Origin of the sequence: Shimia abyssi (assembly GCF_003014475.1) — a bacterium.
GTDB lineage: Bacteria > Pseudomonadota > Alphaproteobacteria > Rhodobacterales > Rhodobacteraceae > Shimia > Shimia abyssi.
In genome coordinates this window covers 46,689-71,243 of sequence record NZ_PYGJ01000020.1, presented here as the reverse complement: position 1 = coordinate 71,243, position 24,555 = coordinate 46,689, and the positions used below count along the sequence as shown (strand labels likewise).

At 56.0% G+C, this 24,555-nt stretch carries 22 protein-coding genes; 9 read left to right on the top strand and 13 right to left on the bottom strand.

Annotated elements, in window-relative coordinates:
- Positions 1 to 91: 91 nt before the first annotated feature.
- Entirely contained in the window at positions 92 to 910 is an 819-nt protein-coding gene (locus CLV88_RS20590; RefSeq protein ID WP_106610291.1) for an aldo/keto reductase, read from the top strand.
- 71 nt (positions 911 to 981) lie between these two features.
- Here CLV88_RS20590 and CLV88_RS20585 read toward each other — a convergent pair whose 3' ends face one another.
- The 9 genes from CLV88_RS20585 to CLV88_RS20545 all read right to left on the bottom strand — a co-directional run bounded on the left by CLV88_RS20585 (position 982) and on the right by CLV88_RS20545 (position 10,863).
- Complete coding sequence (locus tag CLV88_RS20585; RefSeq protein ID WP_106610290.1) at positions 982 to 2,583, bottom strand: GMC family oxidoreductase; 1,602 nt, start codon at positions 2,581 to 2,583, stop codon at positions 982 to 984.
- Positions 2,583 to 4,085, bottom strand: coding sequence for an aldehyde dehydrogenase family protein (locus CLV88_RS20580; RefSeq protein WP_106610289.1), 1,503 nt, complete (start codon positions 4,083 to 4,085; stop codon positions 2,583 to 2,585). The genes CLV88_RS20585 and CLV88_RS20580 overlap by 1 nt, the downstream gene beginning before the upstream one ends.
- An 87-nt stretch (positions 4,086 to 4,172) precedes the next feature.
- Complete coding sequence (locus tag CLV88_RS20575; protein WP_165798964.1) at positions 4,173 to 4,472, bottom strand: putative quinol monooxygenase; 300 nt, start codon at positions 4,470 to 4,472, stop codon at positions 4,173 to 4,175.
- Entirely contained in the window at positions 4,472 to 5,041 is a 570-nt protein-coding gene (locus CLV88_RS20570; protein WP_106610288.1) for a flavodoxin family protein, read from the bottom strand. Before CLV88_RS20570 ends, CLV88_RS20575 begins: the two co-directional genes overlap by 1 nt.
- Before the next feature lie 13 nt (positions 5,042 to 5,054).
- On the bottom strand, positions 5,055 to 6,086 hold the full coding sequence (locus CLV88_RS20565; RefSeq protein ID WP_207797116.1) for a zinc-dependent alcohol dehydrogenase: 1,032 nt from the start codon (positions 6,084 to 6,086) through the stop codon (positions 5,055 to 5,057).
- Positions 6,083 to 7,027: an ABC transporter permease gene (locus tag CLV88_RS20560; RefSeq protein WP_106610286.1), complete on the bottom strand. Its 945-nt coding sequence runs from the start codon at positions 7,025 to 7,027 to the stop codon at positions 6,083 to 6,085. The genes CLV88_RS20565 and CLV88_RS20560 overlap by 4 nt, the downstream gene beginning before the upstream one ends.
- Before the next feature lie 9 nt (positions 7,028 to 7,036).
- Positions 7,037 to 8,539 carry a sugar ABC transporter ATP-binding protein gene (locus tag CLV88_RS20555; protein WP_106610285.1) on the bottom strand — a complete coding sequence of 501 codons (1,503 nt, stop codon included), beginning with the start codon at positions 8,537 to 8,539 and terminating at the stop codon, positions 7,037 to 7,039.
- Between the two features lie 9 nt (positions 8,540 to 8,548).
- Positions 8,549 to 9,592 (bottom strand): ABC transporter permease, encoded by a 1,044-nt coding sequence (locus CLV88_RS20550; protein ID WP_106610284.1) that lies wholly within the window; start codon positions 9,590 to 9,592, stop codon positions 8,549 to 8,551.
- Between the two features lie 164 nt (positions 9,593 to 9,756).
- Complete coding sequence (locus CLV88_RS20545; protein WP_106610283.1) at positions 9,757 to 10,863, bottom strand: sugar ABC transporter substrate-binding protein; 1,107 nt, start codon at positions 10,861 to 10,863, stop codon at positions 9,757 to 9,759.
- A gap of 203 nt (positions 10,864 to 11,066) precedes the next feature.
- Between CLV88_RS20545 and CLV88_RS20540 the strand changes: the two genes are divergently transcribed.
- Positions 11,067 to 11,699 carry a TetR family transcriptional regulator gene (locus CLV88_RS20540; RefSeq protein ID WP_106610282.1) on the top strand — a complete coding sequence of 211 codons (633 nt, stop codon included), beginning with the start codon at positions 11,067 to 11,069 and terminating at the stop codon, positions 11,697 to 11,699.
- 105 nt (positions 11,700 to 11,804) lie between these two features.
- Positions 11,805 to 12,938, top strand: a complete 1,134-nt coding sequence (locus CLV88_RS20535) for an ABC transporter substrate-binding protein (RefSeq protein WP_106610281.1) — start codon at positions 11,805 to 11,807, stop codon at positions 12,936 to 12,938.
- A 67-nt stretch (positions 12,939 to 13,005) separates the two neighbouring features.
- Here the strand turns inward: CLV88_RS20535 and CLV88_RS20530 are convergent, their stop codons facing one another.
- The 4 genes from CLV88_RS20530 to CLV88_RS20515 all read right to left on the bottom strand — a co-directional run bounded on the left by CLV88_RS20530 (position 13,006) and on the right by CLV88_RS20515 (position 18,338).
- Entirely contained in the window at positions 13,006 to 13,503 is a 498-nt protein-coding gene (locus CLV88_RS20530) for a DinB family protein (RefSeq protein ID WP_106610280.1), read from the bottom strand.
- A gap of 158 nt (positions 13,504 to 13,661) precedes the next feature.
- Positions 13,662 to 15,404, bottom strand: coding sequence for a hydantoinase B/oxoprolinase family protein (locus CLV88_RS20525; RefSeq protein WP_106610279.1), 1,743 nt, complete (start codon positions 15,402 to 15,404; stop codon positions 13,662 to 13,664).
- On the bottom strand, positions 15,401 to 17,470 hold the full coding sequence (locus tag CLV88_RS20520) for a hydantoinase/oxoprolinase family protein (protein WP_106610278.1): 2,070 nt from the start codon (positions 17,468 to 17,470) through the stop codon (positions 15,401 to 15,403). Before CLV88_RS20520 ends, CLV88_RS20525 begins: the two co-directional genes overlap by 4 nt.
- An 82-nt stretch (positions 17,471 to 17,552) precedes the next feature.
- Entirely contained in the window at positions 17,553 to 18,338 is a 786-nt protein-coding gene (locus CLV88_RS20515) for a copper chaperone PCu(A)C (protein ID WP_165798963.1), read from the bottom strand.
- 30 nt (positions 18,339 to 18,368) lie between these two features.
- On the opposite strand from CLV88_RS20515, the gene CLV88_RS20510 reads away from it, so the two are divergent.
- From CLV88_RS20510 to CLV88_RS20485, 6 genes are all read left to right on the top strand, one after another.
- Complete coding sequence (locus tag CLV88_RS20510) at positions 18,369 to 19,775, top strand: hypothetical protein (RefSeq protein ID WP_243403750.1); 1,407 nt, start codon at positions 18,369 to 18,371, stop codon at positions 19,773 to 19,775.
- 118 nt (positions 19,776 to 19,893) lie between these two features.
- On the top strand, positions 19,894 to 21,186 hold the full coding sequence (locus tag CLV88_RS20505; protein WP_106610301.1) for an ABC transporter substrate-binding protein: 1,293 nt from the start codon (positions 19,894 to 19,896) through the stop codon (positions 21,184 to 21,186).
- 72 nt (positions 21,187 to 21,258) lie between these two features.
- A complete protein-coding gene (locus CLV88_RS20500) occupies positions 21,259 to 22,185 on the top strand; it encodes a branched-chain amino acid ABC transporter permease (RefSeq protein ID WP_106610275.1) in 927 nt (308 codons plus the stop codon).
- Positions 22,182 to 23,126: a branched-chain amino acid ABC transporter permease gene (locus CLV88_RS20495; protein ID WP_106610274.1), complete on the top strand. Its 945-nt coding sequence runs from the start codon at positions 22,182 to 22,184 to the stop codon at positions 23,124 to 23,126. Before CLV88_RS20500 ends, CLV88_RS20495 begins: the two co-directional genes overlap by 4 nt.
- A complete protein-coding gene (locus tag CLV88_RS20490; RefSeq protein WP_106610273.1) occupies positions 23,123 to 23,830 on the top strand; it encodes an ABC transporter ATP-binding protein in 708 nt (235 codons plus the stop codon). The genes CLV88_RS20495 and CLV88_RS20490 overlap by 4 nt, the downstream gene beginning before the upstream one ends.
- Positions 23,830 to 24,525 (top strand): ABC transporter ATP-binding protein, encoded by a 696-nt coding sequence (locus CLV88_RS20485; RefSeq protein ID WP_106610272.1) that lies wholly within the window; start codon positions 23,830 to 23,832, stop codon positions 24,523 to 24,525. Before CLV88_RS20490 ends, CLV88_RS20485 begins: the two co-directional genes overlap by 1 nt.
- Positions 24,526 to 24,555: the final 30 nt, after the last annotated feature.

Genomic DNA, 24,555 nt, shown 5'->3' with positions numbered 1-24,555 from the left:
CTTGCGATGGGGAAAATTATGTGGACGATGGGCTTCCCAATAAGTAACTAAAAGGTTACAAAGCCTCAATCAATTAGGAAGGAGGTCTCGAATGAACGTCTATTTTCAAAAGACACATCAGCGCGCGTTTGGCACGTTTCCGTTGACCGGGGACGTGGCGCGCGACGCCATCGCAGCTGCGGCTGAGGTTGGATATCGCGCATTTGACACAGCGCAAATGTATGAGAATGAAGCAGAAACTGGCGATTCACTTGCCGCGACAGAGATTGCGCGCGAAGAATTGTGCATCACGACAAAGGTACATCCGGACAACTTTACGCCAGACAAATTTTTGGCGTCAGTTGAGCAGAGCCTCAAAGATCTGCGTATAGATTACGTCGACGCGCTGCTTTTGCATTGGCCACCAGTGGACGGCGATATTGCGCCGTCGTTGCGGTTGCTCGAGGAATGCTACACACGTGGATTGGCCCGCAATATAGGTGTGTCGAACTATACAGTTCAAATGATGCGCGATGCGGTCAAAATCATTGACACGCCGATCGTGACAAACCAGGTGGAATTTCACCCGCTGCTGAACCAGGATGTTCTGCTGGCCGGCGCAAACGAGGTGGGCATTCCGCTTTCGTCTTATTCGTCGGTTGCGCGGGGCGAGGTGTTCAAACACCCTGAATTTGCCGAGATTGGCGAAGGCTATGGAAAATCGGCGGCACAGGTTGTGTTGCGTTGGATCCTGCAAAAAGGTGTTAGCCTGAACACCATGTCGACCAAGCCGGAGAACATCCGAGCCAACTTTGAGATCAAGGATTTCAGCCTGTCAAACGTGGATATGGCGCGCATCGAGAAACTGACACACACCGGTTACCGGATTGTGAGCAGCGATCTGGTGCCTTGGGCACCTGAGTGGGACTGATCCAAACCAACAAACGAAAAAAAGGGCGGCTCTCGGGCCGCCCTTATTAGTTGGGGAGGTAGTCTCTTGGTTTAGTGGTTGCCCCGGATCATATCGCTCGCCTTTTCGGCAATCATGATAGTGGGGGCATTGGTGTTTGAGCCAATTAAGCTGGGCATTGTCGAGCTGTCGCAGATGCGTATCCCGTCAAGCCCATGCACACGCAGTTGTGCGTCGACCACGGCCATGTCATCCACACCCATTTTACAGGTGCAACTGGGGTGATAGGACGTGCGGCCATACTGACGAGCGTAATCCTCGTACTCGGCTTGGGTTCTAACTGAGTCATCGGGAAAGCGGATGGCTTTGACGTATTTCTGCAAAGAGTGCTGCGAAAAGATATCGCGGCTGATTTTTACACCCTCTACCGTGGTTTTGATGTCATCCGGATGGCCAAGGAAATTTGGGTCCACCAGCGGCAAGACGGACGGATCGGATGAACGCAGTTTCACCGTGCCGCGCGATTTGGGACGCAGCGTGTAGGAATTGAGCGTAATACCCGATGTCCCCTTGGTAACTGAGGGAACGCCCGCCTCTGCGCCGGCCCCGGCGAGGAAGTGAAACTGTAAATCAGGTGTACTCTGGGATTTGTCGGCGTACCAGAAGGCACCACCCTCGACCACATTCGAGGCCACGGGGCCTGAGCCGAACAGGTAATATTGCGCGCCAGCCCAAACCGCCCAATGCGGTTTATTATATTTATCAAGGCTATAGTGCCCGGTCAGCTCAGCCACAATGTCGACGCCGAAGTGGTCGTTCAGGTTTTCACCCACGCCGGGCAGATCCTGAACCACGTCGATGCCGTGTTCGCGCAGATGCGCCGCCGGGCCAATGCCTGAGAGCATCATGATTTTGGGCGTGCCAATAGCGCCAGATGTCACGATGACCTCGGAGTCGGCGCGCACTGTGTGCACGGTTTTGCCTTGGACATATTCCACACCGGTGGCGCGAGTGCCCTCGAAGGTGATGCGGTTGACCAAACAGCCGGTTTCTACGGTCAGGTTAGTGCGCTTCATCACCGGGCGCAGATATCCCACGGCAGCAGAACACCGTTTGGCGTTCTTGATGGTGGTCTGATAGACGCCGCTGCCTTCCTGAACTTCGCCATTGAAGTCGGGGTTGTAGGGAATGCCCAACTCCTGACAGGACTGGACAAAGGCGCGCGTCATCGGTTGCGGATTGCCAAGATTAGATACACCCAATGGACCATCGGTGCCGTGCCAGTCACCTGACAGAATTGTGTTACCCTCAGAGCGGATAAAGTATTTTTTGATCTCTTCAAATGACCAGCCTTCGCAGCCTTCTTCATTGGCCCAACGGTCATAGTCGGCAGGTACACCGCGGGTGAAGACCTCGGCGTTGATCGATGAGCCGCCGCCGATCACTCGCGCCTGCGCGTAAGGGATTTCTCTATTATTTGCATGTACTTGTGGGACGGTATTAAAGCCCCAAGTGTGCGGCCCGGTTGTCATTTTGGCGAATCCAACCGGCATATGGATTAGCGGGTGGCTGTCTTTGCCGCCCGCCTCAAGCAAGAGCACGCGGGCTGAAGTATTTTCGCTGAGACGATTGGCAAGCACACATCCCGCCGAACCGCCCCCAACAATGATATAGTCGTATCCGCGTGGTGCCATTATTTTATCCAGTGGTCGCGTTTGCCCATCTCGATAAAGACGGATTTGACCTGAGTGTATTCTTCAACGCCGTAAACACCAGCCTCACGTCCCCATCCAGACTGTTTCATACCGCCAATTGGCAGTTCTGGCCCACCAGCAAGGGTTGTGTTGACCCAAAAACGCCCAGCCTGAACACGGCGGCTGATCATCAGGGCTTTGTCTATATTCTTGGTCCAGACGCTGGCCGCGAGACCGTATTCGGTGTCATTGGCCATGGTTATGGCTTCCTCGACGGTGTCAAACGGAAGGACGGTTAGGACAGGACCAAAGATTTCTTCGCGCGCGATGGCCATGTCAGGTGTGACGTTGCTAAAGACCGTTGGGGCGATGTACTGACCATGTCCGAAATCAAGTTGTTCGCCACCGGACACCAAGGTTGCACCTTCTTCTTTGCCCTTGTTGATGTAACCCATGATAGTTCGGTTCTGGGCGTCCGTGGTGATGGCGCCCAACTGGGTGTTTTCGTCCAACGGATCGCCAACAACAGCCTTTTGCAGTTTGTCAGATACCATTTGAGCAAATTTGTCTGCGACCGAGCGTTCCACGATCAGGCGAGAGCCGGAGACACAGCATTGGCCAGTGTTGAAAGCGATGCCAAAGGCGACTCCGTCGGCCGCATCTTCGAGATCTGCGTCAGCAAATACCACTTGTGGATTCTTGCCACCTAGCTCGAGCCCGAGCTTTTTGAAGTTAGATTTCCCAGCTGCTTCGACTACCGCGCGGCCCACGCCGGTGGAGCCGGTAAAGGACAGCATGTCAATGTCCATATGTTCAATCATCGCCTGACCAAGGGTTGAACCAGCACCTGTGACCACGTTGAACACGCCATCGGGCAGTCCGGCTTGGGTCATGATTTCTGCCAGCAACAGCGTGGTGGCTGACGTGACTTCAGAAGGTTTAGCGACCATCGTATTGCCAGAGGCAAGGATATAAGGGACGCGTTCACATAGGATCAGGAACGGGAAGTTCCACGGTGTAATGACGCCGACGACACCAACCGGTTCGCGGGTGGCCACGGCAAATGCGCCGTCACCCATGTTGTTAAAGCTGTCGCCATGCAGCGAACGGGCGAGGCCGCTGGCATATTCGAACATGCCAACGCAGCCTTGTACTTCGGCACGAGCCTGAGCGATGGGTTTGCCGTTTTCCAACGTTTCCCAATACGCGATTTCTTCGGTGCGTTCGCGCAGGATTTCTGCGGTTTTCAACAGAACGGCTGCGCGGTCTGCGCCGCTAAGCCCTGCCCAGCGACGATCTTCAAATGCGGCGCGGGCCGAGGCTACAGCACCGTTCAGATCGTCCTTGGTGCATTTGGAAATCCGGGTCACAGCGGTATCGTGACCCGGAGAGTTGCGTGTGAAGACGTCTCGGTCACCGGACGGAACATAGGCACCATCCACATAATGTCCGAACTGTCGTGGCGTTTCAGGCAGCGCGAGAAGCGAGGATGCCATGTCCATGGTGATGTCTCCGTAAATTGGTCGTGTTTTGAGTCGCCGCCAGTATAAGTAACCAAATGGTTATTTCAAGGGCGAAAGACTCTGAGATCAGTCCTCGACCGAGGCCAAAGCACGCACGACAAGCGGGGTGGCTTGCATCGCTTCCATTTTAGGAGCCCAATCGCCAAACCAAGATTGTGACAGGTGCACATCAAGCGCAGCCTGATCACGCCAGACTTCGATGATAGTCATCTTTGCCGGGTTTGCCGGGTCTCGCCAAAGTTCGTATTGTTCACATCCATCTTCGGTCCGGGACCGCGAGACAAATTCAGAAAGGAACATTGCGACAAATGCGTCTGCCTGATCCGGAATAACGTCGAGTTCGACCAACAATCTTGCTTTGCTCATTAGTCTGCAAGCTCCCAGAAACGTGTGTATTTTGCCTCTAGCGGGTGCAAGTCTTTGCGACCCTCCATGTAGTATCCAACCCATTCTGCCAGACGGCGCCCGGCACGGCGGCACGCCTCTTTGGCGTGTTCTGCGCGCGGCTCGCCAGCAACAACTGCGCCGTAATGCAGGCTTTCTTTTTTGGCGACATAATCGGTGATGCCAAAGACGAAATACCCCATGTTCATCATCATGACGGACATGGCCATGCAAGCCAGTTCACCGCCGCCACCAAGGCTTCCGGCAGAGGTGAAGGGAACAGCAAATTTTCCGTCGGTTTTGAACCAGATGTCCGGGGTGCGATCATCCCACCACTTTTTCATTTTCCAGCTCACACCACCCAGGTGTGTCGGGCATCCGATCGCAATTCCATCGGCCCAAAACACGTCTTCGGTTTCGGCTTCGTCAACATGTTTGACGCGAATTTCCATACCGGAAACTGACTCAACGCCTTCCTTGACATAAGGAACTGCCGTTGATGTGAACTTTCGATCACTTTCGCTGTCATAGATGATCAGAATTTTAGCCATATTTGTTTCTCCCTCAGAGAATGATTTGAGTTTTGAGGTCCTTTGGGCGCTCAAGAAAGCTGTCAAACGCGGATTGGATGTCGTCGAGCGCGTAATCGGCGCCGGTAAAGAAGGTTGTGTCGATACGGCCGTGGCGCAGCAACGTCAGTGCGTCGTGCATGTCTTCGCCCATACCTGCGACCGAGCCCTTGATGGAGTTTTCCTCAAGAATGGTGGTCAGTATGTCGAGTGACAGGGTTTCGTTGGGCGCGGTCAGGCCAAAGGCCGCGAGGTGCCCGCCTTTGCGCATGAGCTTTGTGGCCTGTTCGTACAGACCGGGGTGGCCGACGCTTTCGATCACCACATCCGCGCCGCGCCCGTCAGTGGCGTCTAGCACGGCTTGCTCTATCTTCGCCGGATCGCTGACGCCGATGTCGGCACCGGAAGCCAGCGCCATCTCGACACGATCCGCACTGAGATCAGCGACGATGATTGGGGCGGCACCGATGGTGCGCAACAGTTGGACATGCAGGTTGCCGATTGGCCCCGCGCCAATCACGACGACTGATTGGCCAAAGGTGATGTTGGCTTTGCGCGCGGCGCGCACGACACAGGCCAGCGGTTCGGTCAGGGCCAGTATTTCGGCGGCCATATCGGCCGGTGCGGGGATGACAAGGCGGGCAGGGACAGCGATATATTCGGCAAAGGCGCCATCCATGGTGATCCCGATCTGCTGCATCTCCGGGCAGTTCAAGACTTCGTTGCGGCGGCACCAGTAACAGCGTTGGCAGCCGATATTCATATCCACGACTACCGGTTGCCCACAGGTCAATCCGGTTGCGCCGGGGCCAAGCTCACAGACGGTGCCAGTGAACTCGTGTCCCGGGATCATGGGTAGGTTTTCTGCGGCGTAGTGGCCGTGGAAGATATGCATGTCGGTACCACAGATACCGGTGCGTGTGATGCGGATCAGGGCCTCGCCGGGGCCGGGCACAGGACGTGGGACGTCCTGTATTTCAAAGCGACCGGGTTCAACCAGCATGGCGGCGCGCATTGTTCTGGTCATTTTACGATACCCCGGAGCTTCGAGCGGTCGATGGTTAGCGCAATCGCGGCGATCAGGACGACGCCAAACACCATTTGCTGTTGGGTTGCGTCAATCTCGAGGTAGACCATTGCGGAGCGGATCACGACAACGATCAACGTGCCGATCAGGGTGTTGATTACACCACCCACACCACCCGTAAGGGGCGTGCCACCGACCAGAACCGCGACGATGGCCAACAGTAGGAAACCATTGGCAAGGTTTGCGTCCCCACCAGAGAGCTTGACGGAGAACATCAGCCCGGCAATCGCCGCAAACATGCCGGAGATGGCAAAGGCGAGGATCTTGATGCGGTCAACATTGAGGCCGGAGGCCACAGCGGCGAGTTCGCCAGAGCCCACTGCCTTGAGCGCGCGGCCAAAGGTAGTGCGGCGTTGCAGAAACCATGCGAGAAACAGCAACAAACCCGCAATGATCAGCTCGTTTGGGATGCCAGCGGTGGTGGCAAACATCCAGCCAAAGCTTTCGTCGCGCAAGGTGGCGTCCATCGACAAGGCACGTTCGCCCGAGAGGTATTTCGCGCCCGAGAGCGCGACAAAACCCATGGCGAGGGTCGAGACAAAGGACGGTACAAAGAGGCGTGTGGTGATATATCCCGACAGCGCGCCAAAGCCGAAACCGACAACGATACAGACTACGGCAACACCCATGCCGAGCGGGGCAAGGAACACAGTGGCTACCACGGTCACAAGGTTGGCCATTTGCTGCACCGACAGGTCGATGCCGCCGATATAGATGGCAAAGGTCATGCCCAGTGCCATGATGAACAGAGGCACGATGTCAGCCACAAGGCCGACCATGCCTGCCGGGTTAAAGAACGAAGGGTTGGCGATGCCTACAAGGAGGACCAGCGTTATCAGCGTGATCCAGGGCAGGTAGGGTTTGATTTTTTCCATATCCATTGGGAGGCCTCAGATCATGTAATGCACGAGATCAAAGAGCGACGGTTTGTCACCCGGTGATCCATCGAAACGTTTCTGGAATTCCCCGTCTTTGAGCACGAGGATCGTGTGGGACAGGCCAATGGCCTCTTCCAGTGTATCAGCAACAAGGATGATCCCGGCCCCGTCGGCGGACATTTCGCGGACCATTTCGTATACGTCTTCTTTGGCGCCGATATCCAAGCCCCGCGTGGGGTGATCAAGCAAGATGATGTCGGAGCCACCAGAGCGCCATTTGGCCAGAACAACCTTTTGCTGGTTGCCCCCAGAGAGGCCGCCGCAATCCTTGTAGACGTCGGGTGTCTTGATCGCCAAACGGTCGATCCAGTCACGGGCCAAGGCTTTTTCTTCGCCAGTGCGCAGGACGCCCCCGGTGGAGTAATTACCCATCTGACTGAGCGTCATGTTTTCATACACGCTCATGCCGGCGACGATGCCTTCGATCTTGCGTTCGCGCGGGATATAGCCAATGCCCGAGCTGACGCCGTTCTGGGCGGTGAACTTGGTTACTTGCTTGCCCTTGATCGACACGGTCCCGGTTGTAGGTGTATCCAAACCAAATACCGTTCGCAGGATCGCTTCGCGGCCTGATCCCTCGGTGCCGACCAGACAGAGAACTTCTCCGCGTCGCAAGTCGAAAGAGATATCCTTGAAGCTGCGTCCCATGCTGACATTGTCGAATGACACCACAACCTCATCCCCATAGGGGAGTTGTTTTTGCTCGCGGTAGTATTCCTTGTCGACGTCGCGACCGACCATCTTGTGCTGGATCGCCTCGACCTTGGCTTCGTCATGATTGACCACATCGACGACTTCGCCGTCTTTCATCACGTAGATCCGATCAGAAAGGTCCAGCACCTCGTCCATGCGGTGGCTGACAAAGATAAAGGAGGCGCGGTTGGTCAGTTCGCGCACCAGCGAGAACAACAGCTCCACCTCTTCCTTGGCCAGAACCGAGGTAGGTTCGTCGAGCAGGATCACCAGATCACCGTCCACACGCTCTTCCAGTGTCAGCACCTTGGCCAGTTCGACCAGCTGACGCTGTGCAAAGGACAGCTCGGACGTGATGGTCGAGGGGTCAATGTCGAGCTTGACCTTCTTGAGCTGGTGGCGGGCGGCATCGGCCATCTTTTTCCAGTTGATCACACCAAAGCTGACAAACTGTTGCTCATAGCCAAGGAAGATGTTTTCCATGACTGTGAGGTTGAGGATTAGCGATTGCTCCTGAAAGACCATGCCAATGCCGTGGTCCATCGCCTGGCGCGGGTTTTGAAAGCGGACAGTAGTGCCATCGATTGTGATATTGCCACCGTCGGGCTGATACGCCCCATATATGACTTTCATCAGGGTCGATTTGCCAGCACCGTTTTCGCCAACGAGGCCAACGATCTCGCCTCGGTTCACTTTGAAATCCACGGCCTTGAGCGCATGCACGCCGGGGAACGTTTTATCGACTGCGCGTAGTTCGTACATCTCGACCTCTTATTTCACAAAACTGACGGATTGACGGTCGGTCGACATGACCACAGCGGCGATAACCAGCAAGCCCAGCGTGCCGTCCTGAACCCAACCGGGCAGGCCGATCACAACCATGCCGTTGTTGATCACGTTCACGATCAAAACTCCCACCAGCGTGTTCCACACGCCGCCGATACCGCCCCAGAGCGCGGTGCCACCGACCACAACGGCCGTGATCGAGACGAACATGAAATTGTTGCCAGTCGCGGTTTCCGCGATGCCGATGCGGCCTACGGCAAGCAAAGCACCCACCGCAAAGAAGACACCGGCGAGTGTAAAGCCCATGATGCGGACACGCTCGACGTTGAGACCAGAGGCATGCGCGAGTTCCTCGCCACCGCCAACGGCGTAAAAGTTGCGGCCCAGGGTGGTGCGTGACTGGATGAACCAGGCGATCAATAGAAACGCCAGCGCGACATAACACATCACTGGAAAGTTGAACCAACGTTCGGTCAGCAATGAGCGGAAGATCGGGTCTTCGACACGGATACGGTCGCCGCCTGTCAGCAACAGTGCCAGACCGGTGCCGACAAAGCCCATGGCCAACGAGGCCATAAAGGACGGGATCTTGAGCTTGACATGCACAATGCCGTTCACAAACCCCATCGCCGCACCGACCAGCATGGCCACCGGAATGGCCAGCCATGCCCAGCTGAGGATCGTTCCGCCCCATGCGATGAAAGCAAAGGCAAAAATAACCGCGCAAACCGAGACTGTGCCCTCCATCGACAGGTCAATAGAGCCCATGATGATGATAAAGGTCACACCAACCGCCACCATAAGAGCAGGGGCCGAGGACATGGCGATCCGGGCAGCGTTTCGGATCGAGAAAAAGCGCGAATCCAACAAATATATGTGGTCTTTGGCTTCCCGGAAATCTTCGAGCCATTCGAAGAACGGAAACAGTAGAAGTAGCACGAAAAGCACCAGAAGGGGTGCCCACTGGATAATGCGCTCTCGGGGGAATAGGCGTTTGGACTGGGCTGGATCAGCCGTTACGTCAGCCATTCTCGATCTCCTCATGAACACGTTTGCGACCAGAAGGCAGAGCGCAAGATTTCAGCGCCAGAAGAGTGTTCTGACGGCGCGGCGCGTGGTCTTTAAGTGTTCGGTCAACGTTTTGGTAATTGTGCGTGGTGCGGCGACGGGGCTGTCCCGTCGCCGCTGTCCCGTTACTGGTACTTGATCTGGCCGTTGGATGGCCCCCAGTGATCGCTCCAGTCGTAGGTCGGCACGTTGTCGAGGTAGTTCGCCTTGAACTCCTTGGCATCTTGTGGAGTCACAAAGATTGTCGGGCCGTAGAACTCGCGATGTGCGTGTGGCTCGTCAGATGGTTTGAATGCACCAGTGGCCGCGTGATAGGCCAGCGCCGCCGTGATACCGCCACCCCAGTGTGGGTTGGTGAATACGGTCGCCAGAATGCGTTCCTGAGCAACCAGTTCAACAGCTTGCGGGTTGCCGTCATAAGTGACGATCGGAATATCCATGCCTTCGGCGCGCAACGCTTCGAGAACGCCGTAGCCGATGGTGTCGTTGGCGCAGTGCACACCTTTGATCTCGTCACCATAGCGGGTGATGAAACCAGCCATGACCTGTGCGGCTTTTTGCGTATCCCAATCAGCGGGCTGCGCATCGAGCAATTCGACATCAGGATAGTTCTTGAGCGCGTTTTTCAGGCCGTTCAGACGTTCGATCGCCGGGTTGTTCGACGCAATTCCGCCAAGATGAACAACGCCACCTTTTCCACCAATCGCTTCGAGCAGAATGCGTGCGGTTTGTTCGGCGGGGCCTTCATCGGACCAGCTCATATGGCTGACATAATTGTCGCCAAAGTCCCATGGGTGCAAGTCGTCTGTCTTGTTCCACAATGTAGAGACATAAGCACCGGCGGCGGCACAAGCTTCGACAACGGGACGCGCGTTTGGTGCATCGTTGGTGTCGATGGCCAGAGCCAGATCGCCATTGGTTTTCGACAACAGCGCCTTAACGTCCGCCAGCGATTTTTCCGACGACCCTTCGTTGATCAGGTGGGTCAGGAAGTCCTTTGGCTTGCCAAGGCTTTCGACAAAGGCTTCGCCACCGCCGACAATCTCGTTCCAATAAGGGTTTGTGCGGTTGCGGTAAGACCATGCAACTGTTGGGTCTGCGATTGCCGCGCGTGCCATTCCAGTTCCCAAAAGACCGGTCGCGGCGACACCGCCCAGACCATAGGCTGAGGCGAGTAGCAAGTCACGACGATTGACCTTTTCCTGTTCGATGAACTTCTTGATGAACGACATAGATTTCCTCCCGTTTAGGTATTCGCTGAAGCCGGGATAACGGGTGAAACCACTCCACCGCATTCGACTCAGCAAGTAACGCACTAGTTAGTTACTTAATAATTTCCCTTTTTGTCAAGCCTGCTATATTGCGTTAAATCTGCACGACGGGCTTTGCTCGATACATCGAGCGGCAAGGCATCGAGACAAGAAGGAAAGACCGGATGGTGGAAACAAAGAAGGGTGTACGCGACGCGAATGCGACCAAGGCGCGAATCCTTGACGCTGCCAAAGGCGAATTTGCCCGGCTTGGTCTAGGTGGTGCCCGCGTGGACGAGATCGCGGAAAAAGCCAAGGCAAACAAACGCATGATCTATCACTACTTTGGAAACAAAGAAGAGTTGTTCAAAGTGGTTCTGGAAGAGGCCTATCTGGATATCCGTGGTGCCGAACTTTCGCTAGAGCTTGAGCATCTGGCACCGGATGAAGCGCTAAAAACGCTGGTGAGATTCACTTGGAACTACTATCTGGAGAATCCTGCATTTATCCGTCTGGTAAATTCGGAAAACCTGCATCAGGCGCGACACATCGCCGAATCCGACCGGTTGGTGGATGCCAGCCGAAAATTCACCGATCTTGTTGGCGGTATTTTGAAACGCGGCGAAAAAGACGGTGTGTTCCGCAAGGGGATCGATCCGGTTCAACTCAACATCACGATTGCTGCCATCGGGTACTACTATTTGACGAACCGGTTCACTGGGGCGATTTTGTTTGAGCGCGAGTTTATGAGCAAAGAAGCGCTGCAAGAGCGGTTAGAGTTCAATCTTGATACGGTAATGCGGTTGGTTGTGGCCTAGATCCACTGGCTCACACTTTTGATCTGACATCGTGCTGACTTTCCAGGCTTGCTTTGGGCCGTGCATTTGATCACAGTCTTGGCAAAACAATCAGGGAGTTAGGGAATGAAGCTAAGAACATTGACAGCCGCGGCAATGATGGCCGGGCTTGCAGCTGCTGCGCAGGCCGAGGTTAAAGTTGGCATGATCACGACATTGTCCGGTGGCGGTGCCGGTTTGGGCATTGACGTGCGCGACGGGTTCATGCTGGCGGTCAAGCAGGCCGGACGTGACGATCTGGAGGTGGTGATCGAGGACGATCAGCGCAAGCCGGACGTGGCGGTACAATTGGCCGACAAGATGATCCAATCTGAAAAAGTGGACGTTCTGACCGGGATCATCTGGTCGAACCTTGCCATGGCGGTTGTGCCAGCGGCGACGGCACAGGGTAAATTTTACCTCTCGCCCAATGCCGGACCCAGCGCGCTGGCGGGCAAGGGATGTCATGCGAATTATTTCAATGTGGCATGGCAGAACGACAACCTGCACGAAGCAGCAGGGGCCTATGCGTCGGATACAGGCTTCAAGAACAGCTTTATCCTCGCTCCGAACTATCCGGCAGGCAAGGACGCGCTGACCGGATATAAACGGTTCTTCAAAGGCGATCTGGCCGGTGAAGTTTACACCAAGCTGGGCCAGACCGATTACGCGGCTGAGATTGCGCAGATCCGGGCCAGTGGTGCCGATAGCGTGTTCTTTTTTCTGCCCGGCGGCATGGGGATTTCGTTCCTCAAGCAATATGCCGATAGCGGTGTTGACCTACCGGTGGTTGGCCCCGCCTTCAGCTTTGATCAGGGGATCCTGCAAGCCGTCGGCGCGGCGGCGTTGGGTGTGAAAAACACTAGCCAATGGAACAAAGACATCGACAATGCGGCCAACAACGCCTTTGTCGAAAGCTTTAGCGCCGAATACGGCCGGTTGCCGTCGCTCTATGCAAGTCAGGGGTTTGACACGGCGAACCTGTTGATGTCCGCCATGGACAAGGCCGATGTCAGTGATGCAGACGCGTTCCGCGCAGCGCTCAAAGCGGCAGAGTTTGACTCGGTTCGCGGCGATTTTGCTTTTGGCGACAATCACCACCCGATTCAGGACATCTATGTGCGCGAAGTCATTCAGGAGGGCGATGTCTTTACCAATAAGATCATCGCCACCGGCCTGAGCGATCACGCCGATGCCTATGCGGGTGATTGCAAAATGTAAGCCGATTGGACGGTTCATGATGAGGCCCCGCGGACACTGCGGGGCCTTTTTTGTTGACAGCTCTATGTTAGGGCATTGCGGAAAGGTCTGTAGGTTTGGGTTCTACGCCCGCGGCTGTAAGCATGGCATGGATCTGGCCGCGATGGTGCGTTTGATGGTTAAACAACTGAACGGCGCAAAGCGCGGTGGGCATTTGCACCCGCTTTGTGCCACCCGGTGGAATCCAAGCGGTGGAGCCTGTCAGATCCTGATCCGACAACCCATCTGCCCAGTTCTGAACTTCCACATTGCGTTCGAGGCGTAAGATCTTAAATTCATTCCACTTCTTGGGTTTAGCCAGCGAGTGCGTGATGCTGTCTTGTGGGCGCTCATTGCCCAAGATCCGTGCGAGCATTAGCGCATCCGCCCAGTAGAGATGGTTGAACGTTTCCGCGATTGAGCCAAAGAACGCGCCGCGATTCTGCCAGCGGGCGGCATCACTTAGTTCGTCGGCGGCAGTGACGAGTGAGGTATTTTGCCAATCATTATAGCGCGCCATGACGCGGCAATAGTCGGATGAAATCATCTTTCGCGGCCTCGATTGAATGTCGGGAAGGGATCGCGGCGCGCAATGCAAATCGCTATGCAGAGCCGCGCCAATCCGCTGAGCAGGACATGCTGTTGGATGTCGTCAGACTACAGTTGCAAAAGGTTCTGAGTAAATCTCTGTTATATATTTTTGGTTCAATGACCGTTGCGCAACTGTTCTGTCGTGTTCAGATCTATCGCGAGTGGTTCGCCTGACAACGCGACTCCGAACATGTCGCGGGCCTGTTTATGGGAATAACGACCAAGGCGTACGTCCTCCAGCACCGCTTCGGCCGGACGTTTGAACGGGTTGCCATAGCCACCACCGCCGGGCGTGCGCACGTGCACGCGATCTCCGGCCGCCAAGGGGATATCCTGTTCCTTGGACAGGTGTTCGGGCGTATAGGGCGCGCCGTCGCGATAAACTGTGACCTTGTTTGTGCCTCCATCGCCGCCACCCAAAACCCCTTGGGGGCCGAAACGCCCGTGATCCATCACAAAGCTGGCCTTGGCATGGCCTTGGCGCAGTTCAACCTCGTAATCAAGACCAAATCCGCCGCGATGCATTCCCGCGCCGCCCGATCCTTCGTGCAAGGCATAGCGGTGATACAGCACCGGAAATGCCTGTTCCATGATTTCGATAGGTGGGGCCTTGGAGATACCGATTGTCGAACAACCGTTGGACAGCCCGTCGTGATCGCTATTGCCGCCATAGCCGCCTCCGGAAATCTGGTACATCACAAAATCCCGCCCGCGTGCCGGATCATGCCCGCCAAGTGCAAAGTTGCCGCTGGTGCCAGCCGGGGCAGCGGTGACGCGGTCGGGCAGGGCAGGCACCAACGCGGCAAAGACCGCTTCGGCGATGCGTTGGGAAACCTCGGCAGCACAGCCCGACACCGGGCGAGGATAACGCGCGTCCAGAAACGTATCCTCGATATTGGTGATGAGCAGCGGCTCAAATGCGCCAGCACTCATCGGTACCTCAGGGAATATATGGCGCATGGCCAGATAGACAGAACTATAGGTCGTGGCGCGCACCGAGTTCATGGGCCCCATACAGGGTGGGCTCGAGCCTGCGAAATCAAAGGTCAGCGCATCGCCGGATTTCCGAACATTGAGGCAGATCTTCAATGGGTCGTTGACCACGCCGTCGCTGTCGATCCACGCAGTGGCGGGATAGTCACCATCGGGGATGCCGTTGATAAAGCTGCGCATTTGCTGGGCGGCGCGGGTGCGTAACTCGGCAATCGCTTCGCGCACCACGTCGTCGCCGTATCGATCCATCAGCGCATTCAGACGCTTTTCTCCGACCAAAAGTGCAGCGGCCTGGGCTTTGACATCGCCAATCCGCTGATCCGCGACACGGATGTTGGAGGAGATGATGGCAAAGATTTCATGGTCCAGCACGCCTTCTTTGAACAGGCGCACTGGCGGTAAGCGCAAGCCCTCTTGCTCCACTGCCGTGGCCGAGGCCGAAAAGCCGCCGGGCACTGCGCCGCCTGTGTCGGGCCAGTGCCCGGTATTGGACAACCAGCAAAAGAGTTCACCGTTGCGATAAAAGGGGCGTGCAAAGCGCACGTCCATCAGATGTGTGCCTCCGAGGTAGGGATCGTTCACGATATAAATATCACCGGGTTTGGGCGGAGCAGCTTTGCCAGCGGCGATCATCTTAATCAGGGTACGCGTGGAATACTGCATTGTGCCGACAAAAACCGGCAACCCACCGGCCCCTTGAGCGATGAGTGCGCCGTCATCGGCAGCATATATCCCGTCGGAGCGGTCATTGGCCTCTGCAATCACGGGTGAAAAGGCAGCACGGGAAAAACTGAGATCCATCTCGTCGCAGACCTGTTGCAGGCCGGATTGGATCACGCTGAGTGTGATGGGATCAAGGGTCATGCCGCGCCTCCGATCTCGACGATGATGTTGCCGCCACTGTCGCCGGTGGCAAGGTCGCCCGGCTCGATCAGAACGGTTGTGTCCATCTGTTGAATGATGGCTGGCCCAGCGAGGGAGAACGCCTGTGGAATATGCTCGCGCTGATAGATCGGGGTGCGCCGCCAACCATTTTCGAAATAAACGTCGCGTTCGCCAATACGCGCATCCTCCAGCGTGGCGCGCCGCCCAGATGGGTCAATCAATGAGGACAGGTCCAGCGGTGGCCGCGCGCCAATGACCGAGCAGTTTACGTTCACCACATTGGCGCGGATATTGTCGAGCTCTACATGAAACCGGTCGAAATATGCGCGCTCGAACAGGGTTTGAAGCTGGTTCAGGCCAATGTTCGGTGTTTCAAGCGGAACCCGTAACAGGTGGGTCTGGCCGATAAACTGCATGTCCACAGAATAGAGATGGCGGATTTCGTCGATATTGATGGATTCATTGGCAATCAACGCCTCTCCATCGCGGATCTGTTCCTGAAACACGGCGTGTAAATGGCTGGCGTCCAGCGCATCCAGGGGCGTGTTGATTGTGCGCACAAAATCATGACGCAGATCCGCCACGACACAGCCCACTGCATTGGTGATGCCGGGACGCACCGGGATCAGAACGCGCGGTATCGACAGTTCGCGCGCCAAAGCGCAGGCGTGCAACGGGCCCGCACCGCCAAAGGCAAACAGTGCAAAATCCCGTGGGTCGGCGCCCAGCGAGATTGACACCATGCGGATCGCACCTGCCATCTTGGTATTGGCAATTCGGATGACGGCCTCGGCCGCGTCTGTGGCGGACAGGCCGAGGGGCTGGCCGAGTTTTTCCGCAAAAACCCCGGTCACATCGTCAAGCGAGACGCCACCCTTGACCGCATTCAGACGCGAGGGATCAAGACGGCCCATCAACAGGTTTGCGTCCGAGATGGTCGGCTCTTGGCCGCCCAGCCCGTAACAAATCGGCCCCGGCGTTGCGCCAGCGCTTTCTGGGCCAACCTCCAACAGGCCCGCCGGTGTGACCCGCGCGATTGAACCGCCCCCGGCGCCCACGGTGCGCACATCCACCATGGGCACGTGGATTGGCATGGCATATTCGACCTCGATCTCGTTCGAGACAGAGGGTTGCGCTTCGCGGATCAGGGCCACGTCGGTCGAGGTGCCGCCCATGTCATAGGTGATCAGGTTGTCATGCCCGGCCATGCGCCCGGTATAGGCTGCGGCCATCACGCCAGAGGCGGGGCCCGACATGACAGTCTTGGCCGCCTCTTGCGCGACATGGGCCGAACTGACCATGCCGCCATTGCCATTCATCACCAGAACGTCGCCATTGTACCCTTTGTCACTCAGCTCTGCGACCAAACGGGTAATATAGCGATCCAACAGAGGCTGTACGGCGGCATTGGCCGCAGCGGTCACACCACGTTCAAATTCGCGGCTTTCCGAAAGCAGGGAATGACCGGTGGTGATATGTGCATTGGGCCAGAAGCTGCGCAGGATATCAGCCGCGCGGCGTTCGTGTTCTGGGTTTGCATATGCGTGCAGGAAATGCACCACGATGGATTCACAGCCCATCTTCAGCAGCGCCTGACCGGCGTCATGCACTGACTGTTCATCAAGTGGCGTTACCACCGCACCGTTGCTGTCCATACGCTCGGGGATTTCCAGGCGCAGATCGCGGGGGATCAGGGGGGTGAACGTTCCTTTCATGCCATATGGCTGCGGGCGGGTGCGACGGCCCAATTCCAGCACATCGCGAAACCCGTGTGTCGTGATCAACCCAGTGCGCGCCAATTTGCGTTCCAGCACGGCGTTGGTTGTGGTTGTCGTGCCATGCACGATCAGATCCAGCGCCGCGAGGTCGCATTCTGCCGCCTCAAGCGCGCCCAGAACGCCAAACGCCTGATTGTCGAGCGTGCTTGGCACCTTGGCCAGTTGCACCTGTCCGCTGTCCTGATCCAGCGCCACCAGATCGGTGAACGTGCCCCCGACGTCTACGCCGACAACGGTGCGGTTTCCTGTACGAGTGGGGTGTGACATGCACGGCTCCAACCGAAAAACTTGTTTGTATACGAATGATGTGTTGTGTCGGAGATTCTGTCAATGAAGCGATATTTAGAGGCTATTCGACAACGAATCGCACCGATGCCGTCACGGGATCGTCGCCCACGACATATGCACGGTGATCATTTGTGTTGAGCGTCACGCGCACCTCGTGTTCACCTTGCGGCAGGGCGCCGATCTGGGCGGTTGATTGGTAAAGGCGCTGCATTTTCAATCCGTTAAGGTAAAGATGCCCATGCCCGGTTCCTGGAACATGTGGGCCATCGACAAGGTTCGGGGTGAACTCGAACTGATCAGATTGGATCGAAATATACCAACCGTCACCATTTGGAATGACGGCAACGGAAATGTGCGGCGCTGGCTCTCCTTCGCCCACGCGACAGATGTCACCTATCCCAAACAGTCCAAATTTTGACGCCTCCCCAGAAGACTTAGGGGCGATGATCCGGGCGCGCGTTGTCACTTCGCCCGCGTTTTCAAAAACCAGAGTAATCGGCAAAGCGCGCCCGTCCTCCAATGGTCCACGCAATCCAGTGAGACGCAGGAACACCCCATCCGGGGCCAGCGACGGGGCGCTTGAAGAGGGTATTGCAAGTCCATGAATTTGTTCGGAAAGACTTGCATTGTCCGCATCTGGTGTCGATGCTTGGAGCAAGCGGTCCGGCGCGGCGGTGTTCTCGATTTTCACAAACACCGCCGCAGAATTCGGCGCTTCACTGAGCGCGGCCGCCGTGGCATTGGACAGCAGAATACCGTGGGTTTGACGCGGCTGGAACAGCCAAAAACCACATGCTAGAAGAACCACCACCAACAGGGCGATTTTCAATAGGTTTCGGCCTGTCATCTGGGTACTCCACGGGTATAAGCTGCGGTCATGAGTGTCTCGCATCGCGATATCTGGTTCAAGCTGATGCTGATCGTTTTGGTCATCATGCACCCGGATTTGGCGGTTGCACACGCGTCTGAGGGCGGGTTTGTGTTGCTGCTACCGACGGATGTCTACATTTTTGCGGGTGCGGCAAGCGTGGCTCTAACAGTGGTGTTCCTTGCGGTCTTGCCGGATCACGCATTGCCACTGGTTTTCCATGCAAAACCGCTCTGGTGGATCAAGCGTTCAAGGCTGCATCTGTTTAGCAGTGGATTGTCCTTTCTGTTTCTGATGTGGCTGGTGCACTTGGGTCTGACGGGGCCGCGCGACCCGTTGGCTAACCCGTTGCCATTGACAATATGGACCCTGTTCTGGGTAGCCTTTGTTATCTTGCAGGGTGTGCTGGGCAATGCGTGGTATTGGGTGAACCCATGGTCCGGACCACTAGCTTTTACGCGTAAGATTTTGAAAATAGAGCCCTTAATGCGATTGCCAAGTTCAATGGGGCATTGCCTGTCTGTATTTGTTTTTCTTTTATTTGTCAGCATTTTGCTCGCAGATCCAGCCCCCGCAGACCCGGCCCGTCTGGCGCGCTATGTGATCTGGTATTGGATGACAACCTTTGTGGCAGCGCTGGTTTTTGGACCGCGTTGGATGCGCCGCGGCGAGGCGTTTACGGTGTTCCTGACTCTTTACGCCCGGCTCGGACTTTTTGCGCGGCGTCGAGGACGGCTGCATTTTGGGTTCCCCGGCTGGCAAGTGTTTTCCGGGAAAAAGCCGGCTTTTTGGCTGGCTGTTTTTGTACTGGTCATGCTGGGCAGTGGCAGCTTTGACGGGCTGAATGAAACTTTTTGGTGGCTGGATGTGATCGGGATCAATCCGTTGGAGTATCCCGGCCGCTCTGCCGTCATTGTTCAGAATATGAGCGGGCTCGCTGTTGCAAATGTTGCTTTGATATCAGCATATTGCGCGATGATTTGGTTAGGTTTGAAACTGGCGCGCACGTCGATGACATTGAATGACGCATTTTGCCATTTTGCACCCACTTTATTGCCGATCGCGCTCGCCTATCACTTTGCTCACTACTACACGAGCTTCCTTGTTGACGCGCAATATGCGCTGGCGGCGGCCACGGATCCGATGGCAACCGGGGCGGATTATTTGGGCCTCGGAACTTTTTATGTAACCACCGGATTCTTCAACTCTCAGGACAGTGTGCGCCTCATCTGGTTAACCCAAGCCGGTAGCGTTGTTTTGGGCCATATTCTGGCTGTTATGCTGGCGCATGGCCTCGCCGTGCGACATTTTGGCGAAACACGCCGAGCGGCGCTTTCGCAGGCACCACTTGCCATGTTCATGATTTTATATACTTTTTTTGGACTTTGGCTACTTGCATCCCCGCGTGGTTTTTGAAAAAAGACCATCCCTCTAGACAGAAGGCCGGTTCATTTGCACTCTAACAAGTACAAAGAAAGCCGGAAAACGGTCCGAAGACAGCTACCGACAGAGGGAAATTTCGATGACCAAATCCATGAAAAAACTTCATAAACCAACGCGTCGCGATGCGTTAAAGACTCTCGCTTTGGGGGCCACTGGCGCCGCCGCAGCGACTAGCTTGCCGCTTTGGGCGCGCTATGCCAGCGCACAGAGCGCGGAACCGATCCGCGTTGGTTTTCAGGTGCACCGCACCGGCATCGGCGCGGCCTATGGGCGCTGGTATGACCGTACCACCACCGCGGCGGCCGAGCTGATCAACGAAAACGGTGGTATCAATGGCCGCCCCGTCGAAATTATCGCGGAGGATGACGGAACTGATCCGAAACGCGGCGCTGAGGTGGTCGAAAAATTCGCCAACCAGCATAATTGCGATATCGGGTTCGGCACGTTGTTCAGCCACGTTGTTATCGGATCCGCGCCACGCGCGGGCGAGCTGAAACTTCCTTATTTTGTAGTGTCTGAGGGGCACCATGTGGCCAGCGGGATGCTCAATCGCTACACGTTGCAGCCGGGCATTACGGATGTGAAAAGCCAGGTGCAGGCGATGGCTCCGTTTGTGGCCAGCAATCTGGGCAAGAAGGTCACGATGATCTTTCCGGATTTCGCGTTTGGCCATGATCATCGCGATTACTTCACCGCCGCGATTGAGGCGCAGGGTGGCGAAGTGCTGGAGCATATTGCCATTCCACCAACCGAGACGTCCTTTACCAAGTATTTCCCGAAAATCCCGCGTGATACCGAGGTGATTTATCATGTGATGGTGGGGCCTGCTGTACTGACATTCGTCAAGGAGTTGGGCGAGTTCTTTGGGCCGAACCGTCCTGAAATGTTTGGGTTTATCGACAGTCTCGAAGCTGTGGATATTGGCTCTCCGGGGCTTGAATTCCTTGATGGAACCTATTTCTGGGAGGGCAATCCGCGTTATGCGCAAGCGGATCAATCAGAGCATGATGCATTCTTTCGCGAGCGTGTGGGTGTGGACGCCAATGGCGCGTCAGTCAGCGACCCCAAGGACGTGTCGACCTATGCGCACATGTTTGGCTGCTGGGAAACACTGCACGTGGTCAAGGCGGGCATGGAGAGCGCTGGATATCAGGGCACTGGCGACCGGGCCAAGCTGATTGAAGCGGTCGAGGCGATGACCGACATGCCCCATTCTCAGGCGCACCCTCAGGGGGCCAAGCTGTTTAATGGCAAAACTCACCAGGTATTTGGGCATCAGTACATCACCAAGGTGACTGACGGAAAGCTGCTACTGGTGCACACCACGTCGATCGAGGACACATTGTATCCGGATGAGGTTGACTACACCACTCAATCACTGTGAACACGGCCCCGGCCAAGGATTACCTTGGCCGGTTAACCTATTGAAATATAATATTTTGAGGCAAGCGCAAATATGGAATTCGGACCCTATTTGATGCTCGCATCGCTTGAAGGCGCGGTCACGGCTGCCGTGCTGGCGCTTACGGCAGTTGGTCTGTCGTTGGTCTTTGGTGTGATGCGTGTTGTGAATGTGGCGCATGGCGAATTCTTCATGCTAGGCGCTGTGCTGGCGTGGTGGATTGCCGGGCTTGTCGGTGGGAATCCGGCGATCGGGTTTGCGCTCGCGATTGTGTTTGTGCCGCTGCTGGTTGGCGCTGTCGCTGTGTTGGTCGATGTCACCATTCTGAAACGCATCGACTATGATCCGGAGCGGACCATCGTTGCGACAATCGGTATTCTTTATATTATTCAGCAGGTTACGCTGATGACTTATGGTCCCGAAGCACGTCCGGTTGAAGCGCCATTCAACACGCGGCTGGCCCTGCCATGGTTTGAATTTTCAGATGGACGACCGCAGATGTATTGGCCGTGGGGATTGAGCACGACCAGTTACAAGTTGGGTGTGATTGGCGCGGCGGTGGCTGTGTTGATTGGCGTTTGGGTTTTGATGGCGCGGACCAAGATAGGTCTTGTGATGCGCGCGACACAATTGGACCGAGAGATGGCGCTTGCCTTTGGTATCCCGGTAGAAAAGGTCTATGCGTTGGTCTTTGGCCTTGGAGCTGGGTTAGCGGCGCTGGCGGCAGTGCTGATCGTGCCGATCCAGCAGGCGCATTATCTAATGGGACATGATCCCTTGCTGCTCTCGTTTATCGTGGTGATCATCGGCGGGCTTGGGAGCCTGCCAGGTACCGTTCTGGCGGCGGTACTGATCGGGCTGTCGGACGGGGTCATCTCGGTGTTCTTCTCGCCGACATTGGCCAAGATCCTCGCCACGCTATTGGTGGCGCTTGTGCTGGTGTTTCGTCCGCAAGGCCTGTTCGGAGCGCGCCGCGCATGAGTATATCAACGAAGTCCCTAGGCCTGCATCTTGGATTGCTGGCGGTGCTGTTTGTGCTGCAATTTGTCTTGCCTGCCTATCACCACGGAAACATCGCTCGGATAATGGTTCTGGCGTCTTATGCCATCGGATTCAACATTCTATTTGGCTATACGGGTCTGTTAAGTCTCGGCCATGCCTTATTTTTTGCCGCTGGCATGTATGGTATGGGACTGGTGGTGAACCAATTCGGGTTGCCGCCCTTTTCAGCGTTACTGGTTGGGTTGTTGGTTGGCGGGCTGGTTGCGCTGGCGTTGGGGCTCTTGGCCCTGCGTACTGAGGGCGTGGCATTTATGATCGTGACGCTGATGTTTGCGCAGGCCGGATATCTGACGGTGCTGTACTTTGGAGAATACACCCGTGGCGATGAAGGGTTTGTTATTCAACAGGCCGAGCGGGTGATGTGGGGGATTGATCTCTCCGACCCGACGAACCGCTATTTCGCCGCCCTCGTGATCTTTGGCGTCAGCCTTTTGGTGACGTTGAAGCTGGTTCAGACACCGTTCGGCAAGGTGCTGATTGCCATTCGGGAAAACGAAGAGCGGGCGCGGATGCTGGGCTATGACGTGTTTTTGCACAAGTTAGCCGCAGTTGTGCTGTCGGGTGTGATTTCTGCTTTTGCTGGAGCGAGTTACGGGCTTTTGTTCGGATATGTTGGCGCCAGTTTTGCCTCTGTTCAATACTCTATCTTCCCGCTTCTTTGGGTGTTGCTTGGCGGAGCGGGTACGGTGCTGGGGCCGTTTGTGGGCACGTTGTTCATGTTCTACCTGATCGACCTCAGCTCTGGCATCACGTCCGCTTATATGCTGATTGCGGGTGTGACGCTGGTGGCGCTGACCCTGTTCGCGCCTCAGGGTTTTGTTGGTGAGCTGCGAAAGCGGGTTTGGCGGTGGCTACCATGAGCCTGTTGTCTACCCGTGGGTTGAGTAAACATTTTGCTGGGCTTACGGCGGTAAATGATGTGGATTTTGACCTGCCAGAAGGGCAAATTCGAGCGCTGATCGGACCTAATGGAGCTGGAAAAACTACTTTTGTCAGTATGTTATGCGGTCGTGTTGAACTAAGTTCTGGCGTAGTGATGTTTGAAGGCCGCGATATTTCCGTTCTGCCTGCGCACAAGCGGATAGGTTTGGGGTTGGCATATACATTCCAGATTACATCCGTTTTTGGCAACCTCTCTGTGGCAGAGAACGTTGCTCTTGCAGCGCGGCGCAGGGTCAAAGGGGCAATGGTGGCGCAAGTGGTCACCGAGGCACTTGGCAAGGTAGGGTTGGCCGATCGGATGGAGCAGAACGCGGCTGATTTGAGCTATGGCCACCAGCGTTTGCTGGAGATTGCCATGGGGTTGGCGCAGGCGCCAAAATTGCTCATTTTGGATGAGCCAACACAGGGATTGGCCGATAGTGAGATCAGCGATTTCAAGGCATTGATCCGAGATTTGGCTAATTCGACCACCATTCTGTTGATCGAGCACAATATGAACGTTGTCATGGAACTGGCTGATTTCATTACCGTTCTCGATTTTGGTCAAGTGTTGGCCGAGGGCACACCGCAAGATATTCGCGCCAATGCCGCCGTTCAGGCCGCTTATCTGGGGACGGTGTGATGCTGGAGCTGAAATCACTTGATGTGGGCTATGGTAAAGCTCAGGTATTAAGGAATTTCTCGCTGGACGTTCGGGCGGGCGAAATTCTGTGCCTGTTGGGGCGTAACGGCGCGGGCAAGACGACCACCATGAAGGCGATCATGGGTTTGTTACCGCTGATGTCCGGGCAGGTGGTATTGGATGGTCAGATACTGTCGGAAATGGCGCCGCACAAGGTACCGGGTGCTGGTATTGGGTATGTGCCGCAGGGGCGCCGCCTGTTTTCCGAACTGACGGTGGCGCAGAATCTGGAAATTGGCCTGATGGTCAAGGGATCTGGAGCCGTAGTTCTGGACGGAGTTCTTGAGCTTTTCCCAAGACTTAGGGAGCGTTGGTCACAGCGCGCGCAGACCCTTTCGGGGGGCGAGCAACAGATGCTGGCCACGGCGCGCGCCTTATGCCTTGAGCCCAGTGTGTTGTTGTTGGATGAGCCGACAGAGGGGTTGCAGCCATCGATGATCGAAGCGATCCGACAAGTAATTACAGTTATGCGCGCGCGTGGTGTTGCCATTCTGTTGGTGGAACAACGCGTGGATGCGGTTTTGTCGGTTGCGGACCGGGTGGCCTTTATCGAAAACGGGCGCAACCTGGAGACCGTGTCGGCAGATGTGATCCGCGCGGATCACAGCATTGTCGAGCGATATGTTGGGGTCTGAACGTCGCCTGAAAGACGCAAAATGCAACGT

What these genes read in the sequence shown, in the direction of transcription:
- CLV88_RS20590 (WP_106610291.1), top strand. Translation starts at nt 92, where the DNA reads ATGAACGTCTATTTTCAAAAGACACATCAGCGCGCGTTTGGCACGTTT.
- CLV88_RS20520 (WP_106610278.1), bottom strand. Translation starts at nt 17,470, where the DNA reads ATGTCACACCCCACTCGTACAGGAAACCGCACCGTTGTCGGCGTAGAC.
- CLV88_RS20525 (WP_106610279.1), bottom strand. Translation starts at nt 15,404, where the DNA reads ATGACCCTTGATCCCATCACACTCAGCGTGATCCAATCCGGCCTGCAA.
- CLV88_RS20580 (WP_106610289.1), bottom strand. Translation starts at nt 4,085, where the DNA reads ATGGACATGGCATCCTCGCTTCTCGCGCTGCCTGAAACGCCACGACAG.
- CLV88_RS20570 (WP_106610288.1), bottom strand. Translation starts at nt 5,041, where the DNA reads ATGGCTAAAATTCTGATCATCTATGACAGCGAAAGTGATCGAAAGTTC.
- CLV88_RS20575 (WP_165798964.1), bottom strand. Translation starts at nt 4,472, where the DNA reads ATGAGCAAAGCAAGATTGTTGGTCGAACTCGACGTTATTCCGGATCAG.
- CLV88_RS20550 (WP_106610284.1), bottom strand. Translation starts at nt 9,592, where the DNA reads ATGGCTGACGTAACGGCTGATCCAGCCCAGTCCAAACGCCTATTCCCC.
- CLV88_RS20530 (WP_106610280.1), bottom strand. Translation starts at nt 13,503, where the DNA reads ATGATTTCATCCGACTATTGCCGCGTCATGGCGCGCTATAATGATTGG.
- CLV88_RS20495 (WP_106610274.1), top strand. Translation starts at nt 22,182, where the DNA reads ATGAGTATATCAACGAAGTCCCTAGGCCTGCATCTTGGATTGCTGGCG.
- CLV88_RS20545 (WP_106610283.1), bottom strand. Translation starts at nt 10,863, where the DNA reads ATGTCGTTCATCAAGAAGTTCATCGAACAGGAAAAGGTCAATCGTCGT.
- CLV88_RS20560 (WP_106610286.1), bottom strand. Translation starts at nt 7,027, where the DNA reads ATGGATATGGAAAAAATCAAACCCTACCTGCCCTGGATCACGCTGATA.
- CLV88_RS20585 (WP_106610290.1), bottom strand. Translation starts at nt 2,583, where the DNA reads ATGGCACCACGCGGATACGACTATATCATTGTTGGGGGCGGTTCGGCG.
- CLV88_RS20490 (WP_106610273.1), top strand. Translation starts at nt 23,123, where the DNA reads ATGAGCCTGTTGTCTACCCGTGGGTTGAGTAAACATTTTGCTGGGCTT.
- CLV88_RS20500 (WP_106610275.1), top strand. Translation starts at nt 21,259, where the DNA reads ATGGAATTCGGACCCTATTTGATGCTCGCATCGCTTGAAGGCGCGGTC.
- CLV88_RS20540 (WP_106610282.1), top strand. Translation starts at nt 11,067, where the DNA reads ATGGTGGAAACAAAGAAGGGTGTACGCGACGCGAATGCGACCAAGGCG.
- CLV88_RS20555 (WP_106610285.1), bottom strand. Translation starts at nt 8,539, where the DNA reads ATGTACGAACTACGCGCAGTCGATAAAACGTTCCCCGGCGTGCATGCG.
- CLV88_RS20510 (WP_243403750.1), top strand. Translation starts at nt 18,369, where the DNA reads ATGAGTGTCTCGCATCGCGATATCTGGTTCAAGCTGATGCTGATCGTT.
- CLV88_RS20485 (WP_106610272.1), top strand. Translation starts at nt 23,830, where the DNA reads ATGCTGGAGCTGAAATCACTTGATGTGGGCTATGGTAAAGCTCAGGTA.
- CLV88_RS20505 (WP_106610301.1), top strand. Translation starts at nt 19,894, where the DNA reads ATGAAAAAACTTCATAAACCAACGCGTCGCGATGCGTTAAAGACTCTC.
- CLV88_RS20515 (WP_165798963.1), bottom strand. Translation starts at nt 18,338, where the DNA reads ATGACAGGCCGAAACCTATTGAAAATCGCCCTGTTGGTGGTGGTTCTT.
- CLV88_RS20535 (WP_106610281.1), top strand. Translation starts at nt 11,805, where the DNA reads ATGAAGCTAAGAACATTGACAGCCGCGGCAATGATGGCCGGGCTTGCA.
- CLV88_RS20565 (WP_207797116.1), bottom strand. Translation starts at nt 6,086, where the DNA reads ATGACCAGAACAATGCGCGCCGCCATGCTGGTTGAACCCGGTCGCTTT.